We start from the raw sequence: 18,111 nt of genomic DNA on the forward strand, positions 1-18,111 counted from the left end.
GCGCGTCACTCCGTACTACGGGGTGGCGCGCTGACCTTTGCCCGCGGGGGGACGAGCTGTGTGCGGCGCGCGCTGTCAGATCGGGGTGGCGAGGGCTACCGGGTTGCCGTCGGGGTCGGCGATGTAGGCCTGGCGTTCGCCCCAGGGCATGGTGGCCGGGGGCTGGAGGACGGTGTAGCCGGCTGCGCGGAAGGTCTCCACGTCGGTGTCGACCTCGTCGACGTACACGAAGAGCTCGAAGCGCGGCGCGGTGCCGACGGTGATGCCGAGCTGGGCTTCGGGCCAACTGGAGTCGGCGATGCCCAGGGAGGACTCGCCGCGTTCCAGGCCGACGTAGTGCGGCTCACCTTCGAGCGGGAACTGGTAGCGCAACTCGTAGCCGAGCAGGACGTAGAACTCCACCGACCTGCGGACGCTACCGACGTACAGGACCGGGAAGGCCTTGCGCTGACTGGTCACGCGAGGTTCGCGACCAGCTCGCCGAGCTCGGTCCGTTTGCCGGTGTAGAAGGGGATCTCCTCGCGCACGTGCCGCCGTGCCGTCGAGGCACGCAGGTCGCGCATCAGGTCGACCATCCGGTGCAGCTCGTCGGCCTCGAAGGCCAGGATCCACTCGTAGTCGCCCAGCGCGAACGACGCCACCGTGTTGGCCCGTACGTCGGGGTAGGTGCGCGCCATCTTCCCGTGCTCGGCCAGCATGAACCGGCGCTCCTCGTCCGGCAGCAGGTACCACTCGTAGGACCGGACGAACGGGTACACGCAGATGTAGGCCCGCGGCTCCTCGTCGGCCAGGAACGCCGGGATGTGACTCTTGTTGAACTCGGCCGGCCGGTGCAGCGCGAACTGCGACCAGATCGGCGCCAGGTGCCGCCCGAGCCGCGAGCGGCGCAGCGCGTGGTACGCCTTCTGCAGGGCATCCGAGGTCGGCGCGTGCCACCAGATCATGAAGTCGGCGTCCGCGCGGAACCCTTCGACGTCGTAGAAGCCGCGGATCACCACGTCGTCGGCGGCCAGCTTGCCGACCAGCTCCGCCAGCTCGGCGGCCAGCTCGTCCCGGTCCACGTCACCCAGCGGCGTCTCCACCTTGAACACCGACCACAGGGTGTAGCGGATCACGTTGTTCAGTTCGCGCGCCTTCGGCTTCGTCTCGGTCACCTGGCCATTGTCCCTAACGCGTCCAGGTGAGCCTGCACCTGGGTTGCTGCTTTGGTGGCGGCGGCGACGCAGGCGGCGATGCCCACGCCTCTGTACGCCGCGCCGCACACCGCTAGCCCAGGATGCGCCGCCACAGCGGCTTCAACGCGGTCTACGCGGCCTAGATGACCTACGGCGTACTGCGGAAGCCCGCCGCCCCACCGTGTCACCAGAGACGCGACTACGGGCGTCTGCAGGCCGATCGCGGTACGCAGGTCGGCAGCGGCGAGTGCTGTGAGCTCTTCGTCGGAGCGCTGGAGCACGTACTCCTCACCGAGCCGCCCGACCGAGCACCGCAGTACTGCGAGGTCTCCCCCGGCCTCGGCGCTCCACTGCCACTTGGCGTGCGAGTAGGTCGACGCCTTGATCGTGTGGTCTTCCACTGTCGGTACGAGGAACCCCGAACCCGTTGCCCCGGCAGGCCAGTCCTCCTTGCGCACGGCCAGGGTCACGATTGCCATGCTCGCGTACTCGATCGCTGCCAGCTCCGTAGAGGCCTGTGGCGCCAGGTCGGTCAGCATGCGCCCGGCCGGGGTGGCTGGGACAGCGACGACCACGGCATCCGCCTGCAGGAGCCTGGGTGCAGGCACAGGTCCGGTCTCGAGCTCGTAGCCGCCGGACTGCTCTCGGCTGATCCGCCGTACGGTCGCGTTGCGCTGCAGTACGACTCCGCGCGCCGTCAGGTCCTTCTCCAGCGCCTCGATCAGCCGGTGGACGCCCCCGCGGATCCCAGCGAAGACGGGAGCGCCTTGGGCGGCCTTGCGTTGGCTCAGCTCGCGCAGCTCGGCGGTGGCCGCGAGCAGGCTCGGCGCAGTCCTCAGCTTGGCGAAGAGGTCGGGCACCGCGGCGGCGAGGGAGATCTCGTCGGCTCGGCCGGCGTACACGCCACCCAGCAGCGGGTCGACCAGCTTGTCGGTCACCGCGGACCCCATGCGTTCGGCGACGAAGCGGCCGATGGCGACGTCCTCGGTGAGCGCCGGCTCGGGCAGCGACGACTCGGCCGCCACCGTCGCGGCAGCCTCAGCACCCAATACGTCGACAGTCGCGTCGGCTGAGGTCGGCACGCCCATCACCGTCGGCGGGATGGCGCGGATCCGGTCGCCGATCCACAGGCCGGCCGAGGTCGTTGCCGGATGCACCAGGTCGTCGGCCAGTCCGACGGCCTCGATCAGGTCGACGGCCTCGGGACGGCGAGCCAGGACGGACTCGGCGCCCAGATCGACCGGCACGCCCTCCAGTTCGGCGCCCGCCAGCTTGCCGCCCAGCCGCGGAGACGACTCCAGCACGGTGATCCGGGGCGGATTCGGCCCCGTCGCCAGCGCGTACGCTGCCGCGAGCCCGCTGATCCCGCCACCGACAACGACTACCGATCCAGTCTCCACAGGCCCATCACATCAGACTGCTCAACCGTCCAGCCGACGGGTGTAGAAGACCTGGGGGCGGTCGCCCGTCGTGGGCTCGCCGACCTGCACGAAGCCGTTCCGCTCGAGCACAGCTCTCGAGGCTTTGTTGGCGGCGCTCGTGCCTGCTCGCAGGTCGGTCAAGCCGTAGTCTCGGGCCGCCAGGATGCACATCTCGCGCACGGCCGCGGTCGCGAGTCCACGACCGGTCGCACGATCCGCGATCCGGTAACCGAGCTCGGCTGACCCGTCGGCCACGTCGACCAGATTCACCCGGCCGATCACGCGGTCTTCGTCGTCCACCAAGACGTGGAAGTGGAGCTCGCCGGCCTCCTGGTCAGCCACCAGCGCAGCGTGCCGCTCGGTGAACTCGGCGAAGTAGGCGTCGCCACGGTCGGCGATCCGCGCCGCGAAGAACTCCCGATTCTCAACCTCGAAAGCAAGCACCGCCTCAGCATGGTCCCCCCGCAACCGCTCGAGGCGAACGCCAACCGGAAGCCCCCCACCCGAGGGTGCTGAGGTGGCAGCGGTGGCCGCCGAAGCGCCCGTGCCCGCCGGTGGCGTGCTCGGCACAGGCGGCTCCGGGGGCGCAGGATTCGACGCAGGCCGAGTGTCAGCCACGGGTGGACTTTGCCTGGACCGCCTTCACGATGCGGTGCAGGACGTCGGGGTCGGCGGTCGGCGGTACGCCGTGGCCGAGGTTGAAGATGTGGCCGGGGGCTGCCTTGCCCTCGGCAAGGATTCGGTCGATCTCGGGCTCGATGGATTCCCAGCCCGCGGAGAGCAGGGCGGGATCGAGGTTGCCCTGGACCGGCTTGGGCGATCCGCCGGCCGCGGTGATCCGGCGTACGGCCTCGTCGAGCGGGACCCGCCAGTCGACCCCGACCACGTCGGCGCCGGCCTCGCTCATCAGACCGAGCAGCTCACCGGTGTTCACCCCGAAATGCAGCTTCGGTACGCCGTACTGCTCGAGTGCCGCGAACACCTTCGCGGAGTGCGGCTGCACGAACTGGGCGTAGTCGCGCGCGGACAGCCCACCGGCCCAGGAGTCGAAGAGCTGGATCGCCGAGGCGCCGGCCTCGATCTGGATCGACAGATAGGCGATCGCCACGTCCGCGAGCCGGTCCGCCAGCGCGTGCCAGAGGTCCGGGTCGGAGTGCATCAGCGCCTTGGTCTTCGCGTGGTCCTTGCTCGGCCCGCCCTCGACCAGGTACGACGCGACCGTGAACGGCGCGCCCGCGAACCCGATCAGCGGCGTACCGCCGAGCTGGGACCTGAGCTGCTGCACCGACTCGGTGACGTACGAGACGTCCGCCGGCGTCACCGGGCGGACCGCGGCCAGGTCGGCGGCGGACCGGACCGGCGAGGCAACGACCGGGCCGACGCCCGGCTGGATCTCCAGGTCGACGCCGACCGCCTTGAGCGGCAGCACGATGTCGGAGTAGAAGATGGCCGCGTCGACGCCGTAACGGCGTACCGGCTGCAGCGTTATCTCCACGACGAGGTCGGGTCGCATGCAGGACTCGAGCATCGTGATGCCTTCGCGGATCGCCCGGTACTCCGGCAGCGAGCGGCCCGCCTGGCGCATGAACCAGACAGGTGTGTGCGGCACGGGTTCACCCCGGGCGGCCAGCAGGAAGGCGGACTCGGCAAGAGCCTCGGTAGCTACGGGTGATTGAGAAGGTTGCGTCACGGGCACGAGACCGATGATCCCATGCCCGGATGCCGTCACCGGCGCGTCGTCACCGGCGTCGGTGAGTAATCAGTCGTAGGCTGCGAAGCATGGGTGCCCGCAAGCAGGTCGACGCGCCACCCGCGGAGTTCGCCGAGGCCTTGACGCAACTGCGTGAAGCCCGGTTCCGGCCCGAGGTTTTCGTCGAGGAGATGCCCGCACCGCAGCGGATCGCACCGCACGCGGCCGCGGTCAGCGCCGACGTGACGGTCGACGGTGACGATGTCGCCACCGGCCGTCTGGTCGTCCTCTACGACCCGGCCGGGAACGACGCCTGGCAGTCGACCTTCCGCTGTGTCGCGTACGTGCGTGCTGCCGTCGAGCCGGAGATGGTGACCGACGCGCTGCTCGGTGGCGTGGGCTGGACCTGGCTGATCGAGGCTTTGACCGACCGGGGTGCCGACTTCCTGGCCCCGAGCGGTACCGTCACTCGGGTGGTATCGGAGAGTTTCGGCGGAATGGCCGACGACGACGCGACGGCGGAGATCGAGATCCGTGCGTCCTGGAGCCCTGTCCCGGGCGAGGACGGCGCGGTCGACGTGACCCAGCACGCCGAGGCGTGGGGAGAGGTGCTCTGCACCGCGGCGGGCCTGCCGCCGGTTCCGCCGGGCGTCGTGGCGATGCCGACCCGGCGCGGTCAGCGGGGCCGATGAGCCCGGCCGAGACCCAGCAGCAGCCGCCCGTCCCGGACGACCCGACCGAGAACCTGCCACTGCTCGAACTGCGCGACGGACTGTCCGAGGTGATCGAGACCGACGCCGCGCTGACCGAGGTCGTCGAGGCCTTCCGGGCCGGCACCGGTCCGGTCGCGGTCGACGCCGAGCGCGCCTCGGGCTATCGCTACTCCCACCGTGCCTACCTGGTGCAGTTGCGCCGGGAGGGTTCGGGTTCCGCGCTCGTCGACCCGATCCCGTTCGGGGACCTGTCCGCGCTCGGTGACGCGATCCTCGACGCGGAATGGATCATCCACGCCGCCAACCAGGACCTGGCCTGCCTGGCCGAGGTCGGGATGGTGCCGCGCAAGGTCTTCGACACCGAGCTGGCCGGCCGCCTGCTCGGGTACCCGAAGGTCGGGCTGGCCTCGCTGGTCAGCGAAGTCCTCGGCTACAAGATGCGCAAGGAACACTCGGCCGCCGACTGGTCGACCCGGCCGCTGCCCGGCCCCTGGCTGGTCTACGCGGCCCTCGACGTCGAGATGCTGATCGAGCTGCGCAACGAGATCGAGGCCGAGCTCCGCCGCGAAGGCAAGTGGGAGTGGGCCGAGCAGGAGTTCGCGGCGATCCTGGCCGCACCGCCCCGCGAGCCCAAGCCGGACCCGTGGCGTCGTACGTCGGGTATGCACCGGGTTCGCAACCGGCGCAGTCTGGCCGTCGTGCGGGCGTTGTGGGAGGCCCGCGACCAGATCGCCGAGGCCGCCGACATCTCCCCCGGCCGGATCCTGCCGGACGCCGCGATCGTCGAGGCCGCCGCCGCGATGCCGGTCGACCGGGAGACGTTGCAGCGACTGACCGCATTCAAGGGACGCGGTGCGCACCGGCACATGCGGACCTGGTGGGAGGCGATCGACCACGCCCGCCGGCTGCCCGAATCGGAGCTCCCCAAGCAAGGCCCCCGGTACGACGGTCCGCCGCCGGCGCGGGCCTGGGCCGACCGCGACCCCGACGCCGCCGCCCGGTTGTCGGCGGCCAGGTCGGCCGTGAGCGAGATCGCCGAGGCACACCGGCTGCCGACGGAGAACCTGCTGTCACCGGACACGATCCGGCGACTGGCCTGGACTCCCCCGGCCGACGCCGACCTGGCGGCCGTCACGACCTTCCTCCGCGAGCACAATGCCCGGGAGTGGCAGATCGCCCTGACCGCCGAGGTGCTCACCGAGGCGCTTGCCACCGAGGCACCCACTCCGCCTGAGTCGCTCGACTGACTTCTCAGCTGCTCATCGCGCCGTGCCGACGCGAGGGTGCTGGACCGTTTCGCCGGAGCTGACCGGTGAGCGACGGGCTTCACGGAGTACGCGGATCATGATGTCCGGGCGTAGCAGCACCGTGGGCGGGACGGCCAGCTGCAGCACTCCGTTGAAGGCGCGCGCCACGGGGACGGACACGTGGGCGGCGCGGATGACCATCCCGAGATAGCCGTTCAGCTGGGCGGTACCTCGTGGCCTCGCCCCTGCCGTCGCAGGGTGTCCGAAGTCTCCGCCGACGGCGATACGCCACGGTCCGTCAATGACGCGAGCGGCCTTGCGGTGGAACCTGCGGGGCAGCTCCGGCGAAGACAAGCCGACAGCCTGGACCACGTTCTTCAGCGCGTCGGCCTGCAGAGCCGCCGACGACATGCCCTGGCCGTAGATCGGGTCGAAGCTGCTCGAGGCATCGCCGAGCGTGACGAGTCCTGGCAGCAGTGGTGTCTTCTCGTAGTGGCGTCGTTGGCTCGACGGGAAGCGGTACGTCGCGATCTCGGAGACGCGTTCGCAACGGTTCACCAGCTGCCCGACGACGGGACTCGGCAACGAGTCGGCGAAGGTTCGCATGCCCTCCTCGTCGGCGGGCGGGACATCGCCGTGCACCCCGGCCAGCGTCACCAGCCAGCGATCGTTCTCCACCGGCAGCACCGATCCGGCCCGGAACGTGCCCGGATTGTCGACGCAGGCAACGAAACCGCCGTCGAGATCACTCGGCGAGCGGCGCATCAGGAACGACGCGTAGCCGATGTCGATGCCGATCCGGGTCACCGGCGGCTCGAGCAGGCCGGAAGTCGCCAGGTCGTGCGCGATCCGCGAGTTGCGTCCCGAGCAGTCGACGACCAGGTCGGCCGGCCGCTCGATGCCGTCGGCCACAACCCCTGTCACGCGCCGCCCTCCGGCGGTGTCCGATCCCTCGACGACGACTCGCTCCACCAGAACGCCGTCCTCGATCCGTACGTCGGGAAGTGCCGCGACTCGCGCACGAATCACGTGCTCGAGGAGCGGGCGCGTCAGGCACAGCACCGGCGGACCCCAGTCGCCCCGGGCCCGGTAGGCGCCGCCCTGGTAGACCCATGCCCCGTGTCCGTCGACGGGGACCGCTCCCAGCAACTCGAGTTCCTCCCCGATACCGGGAAACCACTCCCGAAGCAGAGCCAGGCCCGCTGCCAGCAGGAGATGCTGATGGCGCCCCTGCGGCACATGCCCCCGCGGTACGACGGCATCCGTCAGCCGCTCTCGCTCCAGGACTACGACCGACGCAGCGTGGTGCGCCACGGCCCGCGCGGCGAGCAGGCCCGCCACACTGCCGCCGGCAACGATCACCTTCCCCTGTGCTGCCACCGCACCTCCAGCTCGTCTCCAGGCTAAGCGCTCCGTAATCGTGCGGGGCTTGACCACGCGAGGGCTTGGGTCGATCTTCGAAGAAGGGGATTCCGATGAACGCTTCTGACGACCGGGTGCTGCGATACACGCGCGTACTGTCGCTGTGCATCGTGCCGTTCCTGCTGGCCGGCTTCGTGATTCTGTACCTGTTCCCACAGCACACCGCGCGGCTGTGGGCCTGGCCGCTGCGCCCGACGATGACCGCGATGGTGCTCGCCTCCGCGTACCTGGGTGGCGCGTACTTCTTCGTCCGCGCGGCGTTGGAGCGGCGGTGGCACGTCCTCGCGCCCGGGATGTTGGCGGTCACGCTGTTCGCGTCGCTGCTGGGTGTCGCGACGGTGCTGCACTGGGACAAGTTCAGCCACTCGAATCCGGCCTTCTGGATCTGGTCGGCTCTGTACTTCGCCGCGCCGCTTCTCGTCCTGGGCGGCTGGCTGGCGAACCGTCGCTACGCCGACAACACGAGCAGCGCGGAGGACCTGCTCCCTCGGTTCATGCGGGCCGGCATCGCGGCGGTCGGCGTACTGGCTCTCGTCCAGGGAGCGGCCATGTTCCTTTCGCCGTCGACGTTCTCGGATTGGTGGCCGTGGGCAATCACTCCGCTGTCGTGCCGGACCCTGGCCGCCGTGTGGTGCCTGGGCGCCGCGAGCATCGGGATCGGGCGCTGGTCGACGCTGCGGCGGATGCTCGAGGTCGAGTTGGTGATGGTCGGCTTGATCCTGCTCGCGGCGGTGCGGGCTCACGACCAACTCGACTCCTCCAAGCCGTTCGCCTGGCCGATGCTGATCGGCTTCTCGGCGCTGTTCTTCGCCTCGATCGTGCTGCTGTCCCGGCACGTCCGGCTGCACACCACGGTCAAGCGCCCAACCCCGATCAACTGACGCCCACCTCGCGTACGTAGTACGGGAGTTCAGGCCGGCGGTGGGAGGACCACGCCGAAGCCGGCGACGGCCAGGCGCAACAGGACCTGGCCCGGGGCGAGCAGGTCGGCGATCTTGGCGGCACTCAGCAGTTCGAGTTCCGCGAGCCGGACCGCGTACGCCTCGGGCGAGATCAGCCGCGCGTGGTGGAGTTCGACCGTGTTGTGCCAGACCTTCCGCCGCGACTCCTGCAGAAACCGCCTGGACGCCCGTTGATTGAGCGGCCTGAGGGCACGGTCCAGCAGGGTCCGCGCCGACTTGGTCGCCAGTTCGGCGTCCTCGGCCGCTACCCGATCAGCGAGTACGCCGTCGATCCGCTCGTGGTCACGACGCCGGCTCTCCAGCAGCGCCGGGTCGTCGAACTGCTCGACCGGGATCACTGCCAGCAACGCCTGCGGCAGGTCGTAGTTGACGTGCGCGTTGATGCCGAGCAACACCTGGCGCAACGGCGGGAGGTCGGCTGGAGCATCGAATGCCAGCCGCCAAGGTCGCGACACGCCCTCACCACCGGCCCGCTCGGCGTCGAACGCCTTCAGATACAGGTCGGCGAAGACGACGTCCCAGGCCTCGACCCAGTCCGGATCCTCGAACGCTCCCCGCTCCACGGCCCGCGCCACCGCGGTCGTCGTCCGCTGATAGGTCGCGAGGAACTCCCGCCGCGTCTCCTCGGCCGGCGTCAACGTGTCGAGCCGCTCCTGCAGCGCGGCGACCACCGCCTCGATGCCGCCGTGTCCCATGACTGACAGTATCGGCGCGTTTTGCTGTTTCCGGCTCATTTTCCAGAAACAGCAACAAAAGTTGCCGGACGTCGGGGTCCGGGCGCAGGCTCGTCCGCATGAGTACAGACACCACCTCCGGTCATGGACACGGGCATGGTCATGGGCATGGGCACGACACCGAGCTGGACTGGGAGGCGATGGCCGACAACCTGGAGACCAACGGCGAACTGCATCTCCCGGCGCTTCGCAGTACGGCGTCGCGGCTGGCGGAACTGCTGACGGATCCCACCCGCATCTTCGACATCGGCAGCGGACCGGGCGTGATGACGTGCGTGTTCGCCGAGATCTTCCCGACCGCCGAAGTGGTCGCCGTCGACCCGACGCCCGGCCTCCTCGACCGCGTCGTCGCCCGCGCCGACCGCCTCGGCGTCGGCAAGCGAGTGACCACCGTCCAGGCCGAACTGCCGGGTCTGCCCGGAAGCCTCGGGACGGCCGACCTGGTGTGGAGCAGCCGAGCCGTGCACCATCTCGGCGATCAGCAGGCCGCGCTGCATGAACTGGCCGGCGTACTACGTCCCTCCGGCGTCCTCGCTGTCTCCGAGGCGGGCTTGCCGATGCGCTATCTCCCGCGCGACATCGGCATCGGCCGTCCGGGCCTGCAGGCGCGGCTCGACGCTGTCCAGGAGTCCTGGTTCGAGGCGATGCGGGCCGAACTTCCCGGCGCGACGTCGGTGATCGAGGACTGGCCCGCGATGCTCACCCGTGCGGGGCTGACCGACGTACGAAGCTTCGCCACGCTTCTCGATCTGCCGGCACCGCTCACCGAGACGGCCCGCGGTTACCTCCGCGAGCACTTGACGCGCCTCCGCGACACGATGACGGAAGCTCTGGACGAGGACGACCACCAGACACTCGGCGTACTGGTCGATCCGGACGCCGCGGAAGGCATCCTGCGCCGGCCTGACGCCTTCCTGCTCAGCGCCGACTCGATCTTCACCGGGCGAGCTGCTGGTTGAGGTCGCGGAGTGCGTTGCTGATGACCTCGGTGAGGGCGGGGTGGATCCAGTACGGACGTTCGGCCAGCGTCCGGGCGTCGAGGTCCAGCGTCATGGCCACGACCAACGGTTGAATCAGGGTCGCGGCCTGCGCACCCATGATGTGCGCACCCAGCAGCCGCCCGGTACTACGATCGGCGAGCACCTTGCAGAAGCCGTTGGTGTCCTCCATCGCCCAGCCGTAAGCGACATCGGCGTACTGGTGGCTGGCGGCAACATAATCGCGCCCCGCGTCCCGGCAGTCCTGCTCGGTCGCCCCCACGGACGCGATCTGCGGACTGGTGAAAACAGCAGCCGGTACGACGTCGTGGTCGGTGGCTCGGAGGTCGCCGGGGTGCAGCAGGTTGTGCGCGACCACCTCGGCCTCCCGATTCGCGACATGCTTCAACGGGTACGGCGAACAGATGTCGCCGAGCGCATAGATGCCGTCGGCATCGGTTCGCTGGTACTCGTCGACCACGACCCGGCCGTCGTCGTACGTCTTGATCCCTGCCTTGCCGAGATCGAGACGGTCGCTGTTCGGCGTCCGGCCGGCCACGACGAGCAGGCTGTCGGCCTCGACGACCGCCCCGTCGTCGAGAACCAGCCGGAGCGCACCCGGTTCGCCTTCGAGCTTCTTCAACTCGCGTCCGAGCCGAAGCTCGAACCGCTCCCCCGCCAACTCCGTGAAGGCCGCGGCGACGGCTTCGTCCTGCGGCCCGAGAAGACGCCCGGCCTGCTCGACGATGACGATCTCACTACCGGCCGCCGCGAAGACCTCTGCCAACTCGGCGGCGATGTAACCACCGCCGAGAATCGCGAGCCGGCGTGGTGGGGTGTCGATCCGCATGATGGTGTCGGAGGTTTCGTAGGGCAGCTTCGACTCGCTCACCGGCGGTGGAACCGTCGGCCGTCCCCCGGCGGCGATCACGATCTGGTCGGCCTCGACTGTGACCGCCCCGATCTGCAAGGTTTTGGGACCGAGGAAGCGCGCGTGATCGCGGTACACCGTGACGAAGTCGCTCTTCTCGCGGCCTGCTCGCCCGTCGGCCTCCTCGGCGTCGAGACGGTTGAACACGCGATCTCGGAGCTCGGTCCATCGGAGGCGGAGGAAGTCGGCATCGACGTTGTAGCGCCCGGCGTCCCGGACCGTCCGGGCGATGTCAGCGGCGTAGACGAGCATCTTGGAGGGGATGCAGCCGTAGTTCAGACAGGTCCCACCGAACCGCCGCTCCTCCACGATCGCGACGTCGAGGTCAGAGAACGCGTCGTCGATGACGAGATTGCCCGAGCCCGCGCCGATAACGATCACATCGTGATGCCGCATACCTGTGCCGGTACCCAAATGGGAGCGGCGATGACATGGGGATGTTCGGGGCGGGGGGTTCGGGGCGGGCGAGGGCGGGTTGTGGTTGGGCGCAGTACGTCGAGCGTGGGTGATCAGCGGGCAGCGCCCCGGGCTCTGACGAAGCGCCCCGACGCCTTTCGCCTTTACCGCACCCGCTTGCCTCCGACCCGGGCCCGCACCGCAGGCAACAACGCGATTCGCCTCGGCGCACCAACTCGCCTTCAACCGAGCTGCGACGCAGGAGCAGCGAACCCCCGGCGCAGGTGAGTAGGCCCACCGACGAATGCGGGTCAACAAGGGCTCGGACATCCGAGACGCCATCTACCTCGCGCCAACGGTGCACCTACGACTGAGCTGCGACGCAGGAGCAGCAAGCTCGGGGCGGGTGGGCAAGAGCGCCGACGCAGGAGGCAGCGACCCGGGCTCTCACCACAGCACTCCCGACAGCACCCACCTCGGCGCACCAGCTCGCCTTTAACCAAGCTGCGACGTAGGAGCAGCAAACACCGGGGCGGGTGGGCAGGAGCGGCCGACGCAGGAGGCGGCGACCGGGGGAAACATACGAGCGCCGGCGAACTGGGTTCGCCGGCGCTCGTAGTACGGGAACTCAGGCAGACAGTTGCGTCTCGATGGCGTTGACGATCTCGTCCGACTCGGGCTGGGTCTGCGGGCGGAAGCGGGCGGCGACCGTTCCTTCCGGGCTGACGAGGAACTTCTCGAAGTTCCACTGGATGTCGCCGGCCTCACCGGCTGCGTCCGGCGTCGTGGTGAGTTCGGCGTACAGCGGGTGGCGGTTCTCGCCGTTGACCTCGAGCTTGGCGAGCATCGGGAACGTCACGCCGTACGTCGTGGAGCAGAACGTCTCGATCTCTTCGGCGGTCCCGGGCTCCTGGCCGCCGAACTGGTTGCAAGGAACGCCGAGCACGGTGAAGCCTCGCGACGCGTAGCGCTTCTGCAGGTTCTCCAGGCCTTCGTACTGCGGTGTGAGGCCGCACTTGGACGCGACGTTCACGACCAGCACCGCCTTGCCCTTGTAGTCGGCGAGGGTGGTGTCCGCACCGGACAGGGTTTGCAACGGGATGTCGTACAGGCTCATCGAGGTCCTCGATCGGTTGGGAGGTGGCGGGACAGGAATTCGGTGGTGCGCTGCCACGCCAGGGCCGAGGCGTCGGCGTGGTGGAAGGCCGGGAGGGGGTTGTCGAACGCGTGGTCGGCACCCGGGTACCGGTAGATCTCGTTGTCGGGGGTGTCGATCGCCTTGATGATCCGCTCGAGGTCGTCGCCCAGGTAGACGTCCGCGTCGCCGAAGTGGTGCAGGCTCGGTGCGTCCACCTGGAGGTCGAGCAGCCGGGGCAGGGCGGAGCCGTAGTAGCTGACGAGGACGTCGGGTTGCGACACCGCGGCGACGTTGTACCCGAGCCCGCCACCGAAGCAGAAGCCGACGATGCCGACGCCCTCGTCGCGGCCGCGCAGGTATTCGAGGGCGGCGACAGAGTCGGACACGGCGAGGTCCCAGTCGACGCGGCTCACCACCGCGACCGCACGCTCGAGCAGGTCGGGCGCGGACTCGTCCAGCTCGGTGTCGTCGAGTCGCCAGTAGATCTCGGGCGCCAGTACGTAGTACCCGAGCGCGGCCAGGTCGAACGCGCGCTGCTGGATGTAGTCCGAGACGCCGAAGATCTCCTGCAGGAGCAAGATGCCCGGTCCGGTACCGCTAGTAGGTTCCCAGATGTGCACCGGCATCAGCCCGGTGCCGGTGTCGATCTCCAAGGTCACACAGTGAGCCTACGTCGGTGCGCACGTCACCGCCGTGAGAACCTCGCCACAACTGCCCTAATGAGTGCGCGTCGACTCGCGTTCGACCTCCACGACAGCAGGCTCCACGACCACTGGAAACGGCATCCAGCTCTGCGCCTCCGCGATCGCCGCGCTCAGCAGGTCGAACAACCGGTCGTCGGCGTTCGACACGCAGGCCTGAGAGATGCCCTCGACAGCGCACGACACCGCCCTGGGCGCCGTACGACGGCCGTAGTCGGCGCGACCGCGATGCCCCTTCGCTGTGAAGGTCCTCGCCCACTTGGCAGCCGCGGGGACTGCCTCCAGCGCTGCCTGCGACTCCGGCTCCATGCTGTCGAGCGGTCGCCCGTCCAGCTCGGCCAGGTGCCGCTCCCCCACCAGCAAAGCCACAGCGAGCACGTACTGCCGCTCCTGCGACACCACGGGCAGCGCGTGCTGGATACACCGGGCAGTGATCCGCGGTACGGCGCGTGGGTCGTCCGGGGTCAGCCCGATGACCGACGGGATCAGCGGAGCGAGTCGGCCGCGCCCGGCGTCCGTCGTACAGTCGTTGACGTCGCGGGCGACTCCGGCGAGCAGTGGGTGCGTGCAGGCCGGGTGGTCCGACCAGGGTTCGCCTGCGAGGTACGAGGCGAACTCCATGAAGCAGGCGCCCTTGCGGGGGTTGCGGTGCTTGCCCCGGGACAGGACCGGGACAGTCAGTTCGTGTTTGTCCATTACTTGCTCCAGCGAAGCCCGTGAGTCCGGACGGTTCCAGGACGTACCTGGCTTCCAGCATGCGCCTGTTCCCCGCCTGATGCCACGCCTTGGCGAGACCGGCTCGCGGCCCTTTCGCGGAGCGCTTGTGAGCAGCGGCACAGCGTGGCTGCTGGGCGGGTTGTGTTACCGACGGGTAGCATCGGTCCTGCTCCACATCCCTGAACCACAGAGGAGGGCCTCGTGCCCCGTGAGATCCGCGATGTCGTGTTCGTCGACGGCGTCCGCACCCCGTTCGGCAAGGCCAAGGGCCAGTACGCCGAGACGCGCGCCGACGACCTCGTGATCAAGTGCATCCGGGAACTGCTCCGGCGGAACCCGTCACTGCCGCCGGAGAAGGTGGACGAGGTCGCGATCGCGGCCACCACTCAGATCGGCGACCAGGGCCTGACCATCGGCCGGACCGCCGCCCTGCTGGCCGGCCTGCCGAACACCACCCCCGGCTACGCCATCGACCGGATGTGCGCGGGCGCGATGACCGCTGTCACCACCACCGCCGCTGGGATCGCCTTCGGCGCGTACGACGTGGTCGTGGCCGGCGGCGTCGAGCACATGGGCCGGCACCCGATGGGCGAGGGCGTCGACCCGAACCCGCGGATCATCTCCGAGAAGCTCGTCGACACCTCCGCGCTCGTGATGGGCTCGACCGCCGAGAACCTGCACGACCGGTACCCGACCATCACCAAGCAGCGGGTGGACGCCTTCGCCGTCGCCTCGCAGGAGCGCGCCGCCAAGGCGTACGCGAACGACCTGATCCAGCCGGACCTGGTCCCGATCGCGACCCGCTCGGCCGAGCACGGCTGGGGCTACGCGACCACCGACGAGCCGATGCGCCCGGGCACCACGATGGAAGACCTGGCCAAGCTGAAGACCCCGTTCCGGCCACACGGACGGGTCACCGCGGGAAACTCCGCCGGTATCAACGACGGCGCCACCGCGTGCCTGCTGACCTCCGCGGAGACAGCCGCCGAACTCGGCCTGGCGCCGAAGATGAAGCTGGTCTCGTACGGCTTCGTCGGCGTCGAGCCCGAGGTGATGGGCATCGGTCCGGTCCCGGCGACCGAGAAGGCGCTGAAGCTGGCCGGCCTGACCATCGACGACATCCAGGCGTTCGAGGTGAACGAGGCGTTCGCCGTACAGGTGCTGGCCTTCCTCGAGCACTACGGCATCGCCGACGACGACCCGCGGGTGAACCCGTACGGCGGCGCGATCGCGTACGGGCACCCGCTGGCCTCGTCCGGCATCCGGCTGATGAACCAGCTGGCCAAGCAGTTCGAGCTCCGGCCCGAGGTGCGGTACGGCCTGACCACCATGTGCGTCGGCCTCGGCATGGGCGGCACTGTCATCTGGGAGAACCCGCACTTCGAAGGGGCAGCCGCATGAGTCTGCAGGAACTGATCGACGAAGCGGTCGCGATCGACAACGACGAGCTCGTCACGCTCGCACCCTCGCGCGACGTGGTGCTGCCGAACAAGGCCGGTACGATGGCGCTCATCACGCTCGACAACGGCCAGGACCACACCAAGCCGAACACCTTCGGCCCGCGTGGTCTGGCCGAGCTCGACAAGGCGATCGAGGCGGCGCTGGCCCGCGACGAGATCGTTGCCATCGGCATCACCGGCAAGCCGTTCATCCTGGCGGCCGGCGCCGACCTGACCGGCGTACCGAAGCTGACCGATCGCGAGCAGGCGCTCAACCTGGGCCGGATCGGTCACGGCGTGATGCGGAAGCTGCAGGACGGCGGGAAGCCTTCGTTCGCGTTCGTCAACGGCGTCGCGCTCGGCGGCGGACTCGAGGTCGCGCTGCACGCGTCGTACCGGACCATCTCGGTCGCGGCCGGGATGATCTCCACGCCCGAGGTCTTCCTCGGGCTGCTGCCGGGCTGGGGTGGCGCCTTCCTGCTGCCGAACCTGATCGGCGCCGACAAGGCCGTCAAGGTCGTGGTCGAGAACGCGCTGAACCAGAACAAGATGCTCAGCGGGCCCGAGGCGGTGAAGCTCGGCATCGGCGACGTGCTGCTGGACTCGGCCGACTTCCTCGAGCAGTCGTTGCTGTGGGCAAGCAAGGTGCTGACCGGAGCGATTGCTGTCGAGCGCCCGGAGATCGACCGGGGCGACGCCTGGGATGCGGCCGTTGCGCGGGGCAAGGCGTTCGCGGATCTGAAGGTCAGCGGTGCCGCGCCCGCGCCGTACCGGGCTCTGGACCTGATCACAGCGGCTCGCGACAACGATCGTGACCGTGGCTTCGCCGCCGAGGACGAGGCGCTCGCCGACCTGATCATGAGCGAGGAGCTCCGCAGCGGGCTCTACGCCTTCGACCTGGTGAACAAGCGGGCCAAGCGTCCCGCCGGCGCGCCGGACAAGTCGCTCGCGCGGCCGGTGACGAAGGTCGGTGTCGTCGGCGCCGGTCTGATGGCAGGTCAGCTCGCGCTGCTGTTCGTACGCCGGCTGGAGGTGCCCGTCGTACTCACGGACCTCGACCAGGAACGGGTGGACCGCGGCGTCGGCTACGTGCACGGCGAGATCGACAAGCTGCTCGGCAAGGGCCGGATCCGACCGGACAAGGCGTCGCAGCTCAAGGCGCTCGTCACCGGATCCGTGGACCGCGGTGTCTTCGCGGACGCCGACTTCGTGATCGAGGCCGTCTTCGAAGAACTCGAACTGAAGAAGAAGATCTTCGCCGACCTGGAGAAGACCGTCCGGCCGGACGCGATCCTGGCGACCAACACCAGCTCACTGTCCATCACCTCGATGGCAGCCGAGCTGCAGCACCCGGAGCGCGTTGTCGGGTTCCACTTCTTCAACCCGGTCGCGGTGCTGCCGCTGCTGGAGATCATCCGCGCCGAGCAGACCGACGACGCGTCGCTGGCTACGGCCTTTGCTGTCGGCAAGACGCTGAAGAAGTCGTGCGTGCTGGTCAAGGACGCACCGGCGTTCGTGGTGAACCGGTTGCTGACGCGCTTCCTCGGTGAGGTCAGCGCGGCAGTGGACGAAGGTACGCCGATTCCGCTTGCTGACAAGGCTTTGTCGGCTCTCGGTCTGCCGATGCCGCCGTTCGTGTTGCTGCAGCTCGTCGGTCTTCCGGTTGCGCTGCATGTCGCCGAGACGATGAACCGGTCGTACCCGGATCGCTTCGCCGTCTCGGAGAACCTCGCCAAGGTCGTTGCCGCTGGCAAGAGTTCCTTCTACGTCTGGAGCGCCGAGGGCAAGCCGTCGGTCGACCCGGAGGTCGAGGCGCTCGTCACCGTCGGCGACAAGCCGTCGACACCTGAGGAACTCCGCAGCCGCGTGCTCACCGCCCTGGCCGAAGAGATCCGCATCATGCTCGACGAAGGCGTCGTCGCCGAACCCCAGGACATCGACCTCTGCCTCCTCCTCGGAGCCGGCTGGCCGTTCCACCTCGGCGGCATCACCCCGTACCTCGACCGCTCGGGCATCTCCGAAAAGGTCAACGGCCGGCGTTTCCTCCCCAAGGGCGTCGCCAGCCTCACCTGAGAACCGCTGGGGGCCGGTGCGGAGCCGGAAGCCCGCACCGACCCCCAGCACTCAGTACTGCGAACGCCCAGGCCCCGTCGAGGGCTCCTGCGTCGCCCCCTCCCCCGGTGCTCCCACCCACCTCTCCCGCCCGGCTCCTGCGTCGCCGTGCTCAGGTCGGTTGCGGGGCGAGGACGGGTCGGCTCAGCCCCGGTGCCCGTGGAGGCGCGAATGCGCCCGAACAGTTGCCGTCTGAGACAACCCAGCGGTGGAGCATGAGCCCCCTGTCGCCGAGGGTCGCCCGGCTGCTGCGTCGCCGTGCTCAGCTATGTGGTGACCGGCGTCGATCGGCTCACCGCTTGTGACGGTGAAGGCGAAGGCGGTCGGACAGCTCGT

17 protein-coding genes are annotated in these 18,111 nt (G+C 69.3%); 6 read left to right on the plus strand and 11 right to left on the minus strand.

Annotated elements, in window-relative coordinates; translation table 11 throughout:
• Nucleotides 1–75: 75 nt before the first annotated feature.
• The 5 genes from EV138_RS00265 to hemE form a co-directional block, all read right to left on the minus strand.
• Nucleotides 76–459: a VOC family protein gene (locus EV138_RS00265; RefSeq protein ID WP_133976480.1), complete on the minus strand. Its 384-nt coding sequence runs from the start codon at nt 457–459 to the stop codon at nt 76–78.
• The gene (gene hemQ, locus EV138_RS00270; protein WP_112236645.1) at nt 456–1,154 is read right to left on the minus strand and encodes a hydrogen peroxide-dependent heme synthase; all 699 of its coding nucleotides are present in this window, start codon (nt 1,152–1,154) and stop codon (nt 456–458) included. The genes EV138_RS00265 and hemQ overlap by 4 nt, the downstream gene beginning before the upstream one ends.
• Entirely contained in the window at nt 1,151–2,575 is a 1,425-nt protein-coding gene (gene hemG, locus EV138_RS00275) for a protoporphyrinogen oxidase (RefSeq protein WP_133976481.1), read from the minus strand. The genes hemQ and hemG overlap by 4 nt, the downstream gene beginning before the upstream one ends.
• 21 nt (nt 2,576–2,596) lie before the next feature.
• Nucleotides 2,597–3,064, minus strand: coding sequence for a GNAT family N-acetyltransferase (locus EV138_RS00280; protein WP_133976482.1), 468 nt, complete (start codon nt 3,062–3,064; stop codon nt 2,597–2,599).
• 142 nt (nt 3,065–3,206) lie between these two features.
• Nucleotides 3,207–4,292 (minus strand): uroporphyrinogen decarboxylase, encoded by a 1,086-nt coding sequence (gene hemE, locus EV138_RS00285; protein ID WP_439648951.1) that lies wholly within the window; start codon nt 4,290–4,292, stop codon nt 3,207–3,209.
• An 83-nt stretch (nt 4,293–4,375) separates the two neighbouring features.
• On the opposite strand from hemE, the gene EV138_RS00290 reads away from it, so the two are divergent.
• On the plus strand, nt 4,376–4,978 hold the full coding sequence (locus EV138_RS00290; protein ID WP_133976483.1) for a DUF3000 domain-containing protein: 603 nt from the start codon (nt 4,376–4,378) through the stop codon (nt 4,976–4,978).
• Nucleotides 4,975–6,246 carry an HRDC domain-containing protein gene (locus tag EV138_RS00295; RefSeq protein WP_133976484.1) on the plus strand — a complete coding sequence of 424 codons (1,272 nt, stop codon included), beginning with the start codon at nt 4,975–4,977 and terminating at the stop codon, nt 6,244–6,246. The genes EV138_RS00290 and EV138_RS00295 overlap by 4 nt, the downstream gene beginning before the upstream one ends.
• A gap of 12 nt (nt 6,247–6,258) precedes the next feature.
• On the opposite strand, the gene EV138_RS00300 is transcribed toward EV138_RS00295, so the two are convergent.
• On the minus strand, nt 6,259–7,626 hold the full coding sequence (locus tag EV138_RS00300) for an FAD-dependent oxidoreductase (protein ID WP_133976485.1): 1,368 nt from the start codon (nt 7,624–7,626) through the stop codon (nt 6,259–6,261).
• Between the two features lie 95 nt (nt 7,627–7,721).
• On the opposite strand from EV138_RS00300, the gene EV138_RS00305 reads away from it, so the two are divergent.
• Nucleotides 7,722–8,549: a hypothetical protein gene (locus EV138_RS00305; protein WP_133976486.1), complete on the plus strand. Its 828-nt coding sequence runs from the start codon at nt 7,722–7,724 to the stop codon at nt 8,547–8,549.
• Between the two features lie 29 nt (nt 8,550–8,578).
• Here the strand turns inward: EV138_RS00305 and EV138_RS00310 are convergent, their stop codons facing one another.
• Entirely contained in the window at nt 8,579–9,325 is a 747-nt protein-coding gene (locus EV138_RS00310) for a DUF5995 family protein (RefSeq protein WP_133976487.1), read from the minus strand.
• Nucleotides 9,326–9,423: 98 nt separating this feature from the next.
• On the opposite strand from EV138_RS00310, the gene EV138_RS00315 reads away from it, so the two are divergent.
• On the plus strand, nt 9,424–10,323 hold the full coding sequence (locus tag EV138_RS00315; RefSeq protein WP_133976488.1) for a class I SAM-dependent methyltransferase: 900 nt from the start codon (nt 9,424–9,426) through the stop codon (nt 10,321–10,323).
• Here EV138_RS00315 and EV138_RS00320 read toward each other — a convergent pair.
• The 4 genes from EV138_RS00320 to EV138_RS00335 form a co-directional block, all read right to left on the minus strand.
• Nucleotides 10,301–11,668: a mycothione reductase gene (locus tag EV138_RS00320; protein WP_133976489.1), complete on the minus strand. Its 1,368-nt coding sequence runs from the start codon at nt 11,666–11,668 to the stop codon at nt 10,301–10,303. The two genes, EV138_RS00315 and EV138_RS00320, sit on opposite strands and share 23 nt — an antisense overlap.
• A gap of 628 nt (nt 11,669–12,296) precedes the next feature.
• Nucleotides 12,297–12,785: a glutathione peroxidase gene (locus EV138_RS00325; protein WP_133976490.1), complete on the minus strand. Its 489-nt coding sequence runs from the start codon at nt 12,783–12,785 to the stop codon at nt 12,297–12,299.
• On the minus strand, nt 12,782–13,465 hold the full coding sequence (locus EV138_RS00330; RefSeq protein WP_133976491.1) for a dienelactone hydrolase family protein: 684 nt from the start codon (nt 13,463–13,465) through the stop codon (nt 12,782–12,784). The genes EV138_RS00325 and EV138_RS00330 overlap by 4 nt, the downstream gene beginning before the upstream one ends.
• A 57-nt stretch (nt 13,466–13,522) precedes the next feature.
• The gene (locus EV138_RS00335) at nt 13,523–14,203 is read right to left on the minus strand and encodes a hypothetical protein (protein WP_133976492.1); all 681 of its coding nucleotides are present in this window, start codon (nt 14,201–14,203) and stop codon (nt 13,523–13,525) included.
• A 222-nt stretch (nt 14,204–14,425) separates the two neighbouring features.
• Between EV138_RS00335 and EV138_RS00340 the strand changes: the two genes are divergently transcribed.
• Entirely contained in the window at nt 14,426–15,625 is a 1,200-nt protein-coding gene (locus tag EV138_RS00340) for a thiolase family protein (protein WP_133976493.1), read from the plus strand.
• A complete protein-coding gene (locus EV138_RS00345) occupies nt 15,622–17,736 on the plus strand; it encodes a 3-hydroxyacyl-CoA dehydrogenase NAD-binding domain-containing protein (RefSeq protein ID WP_133976494.1) in 2,115 nt (704 codons plus the stop codon). Before EV138_RS00340 ends, EV138_RS00345 begins: the two co-directional genes overlap by 4 nt.
• Nucleotides 17,737–18,111: the final 375 nt, after the last annotated feature.

The sequence above is a fragment of the Kribbella voronezhensis genome (assembly GCF_004365175.1).
GTDB lineage: Bacteria > Actinomycetota > Actinomycetes > Propionibacteriales > Kribbellaceae > Kribbella > Kribbella voronezhensis.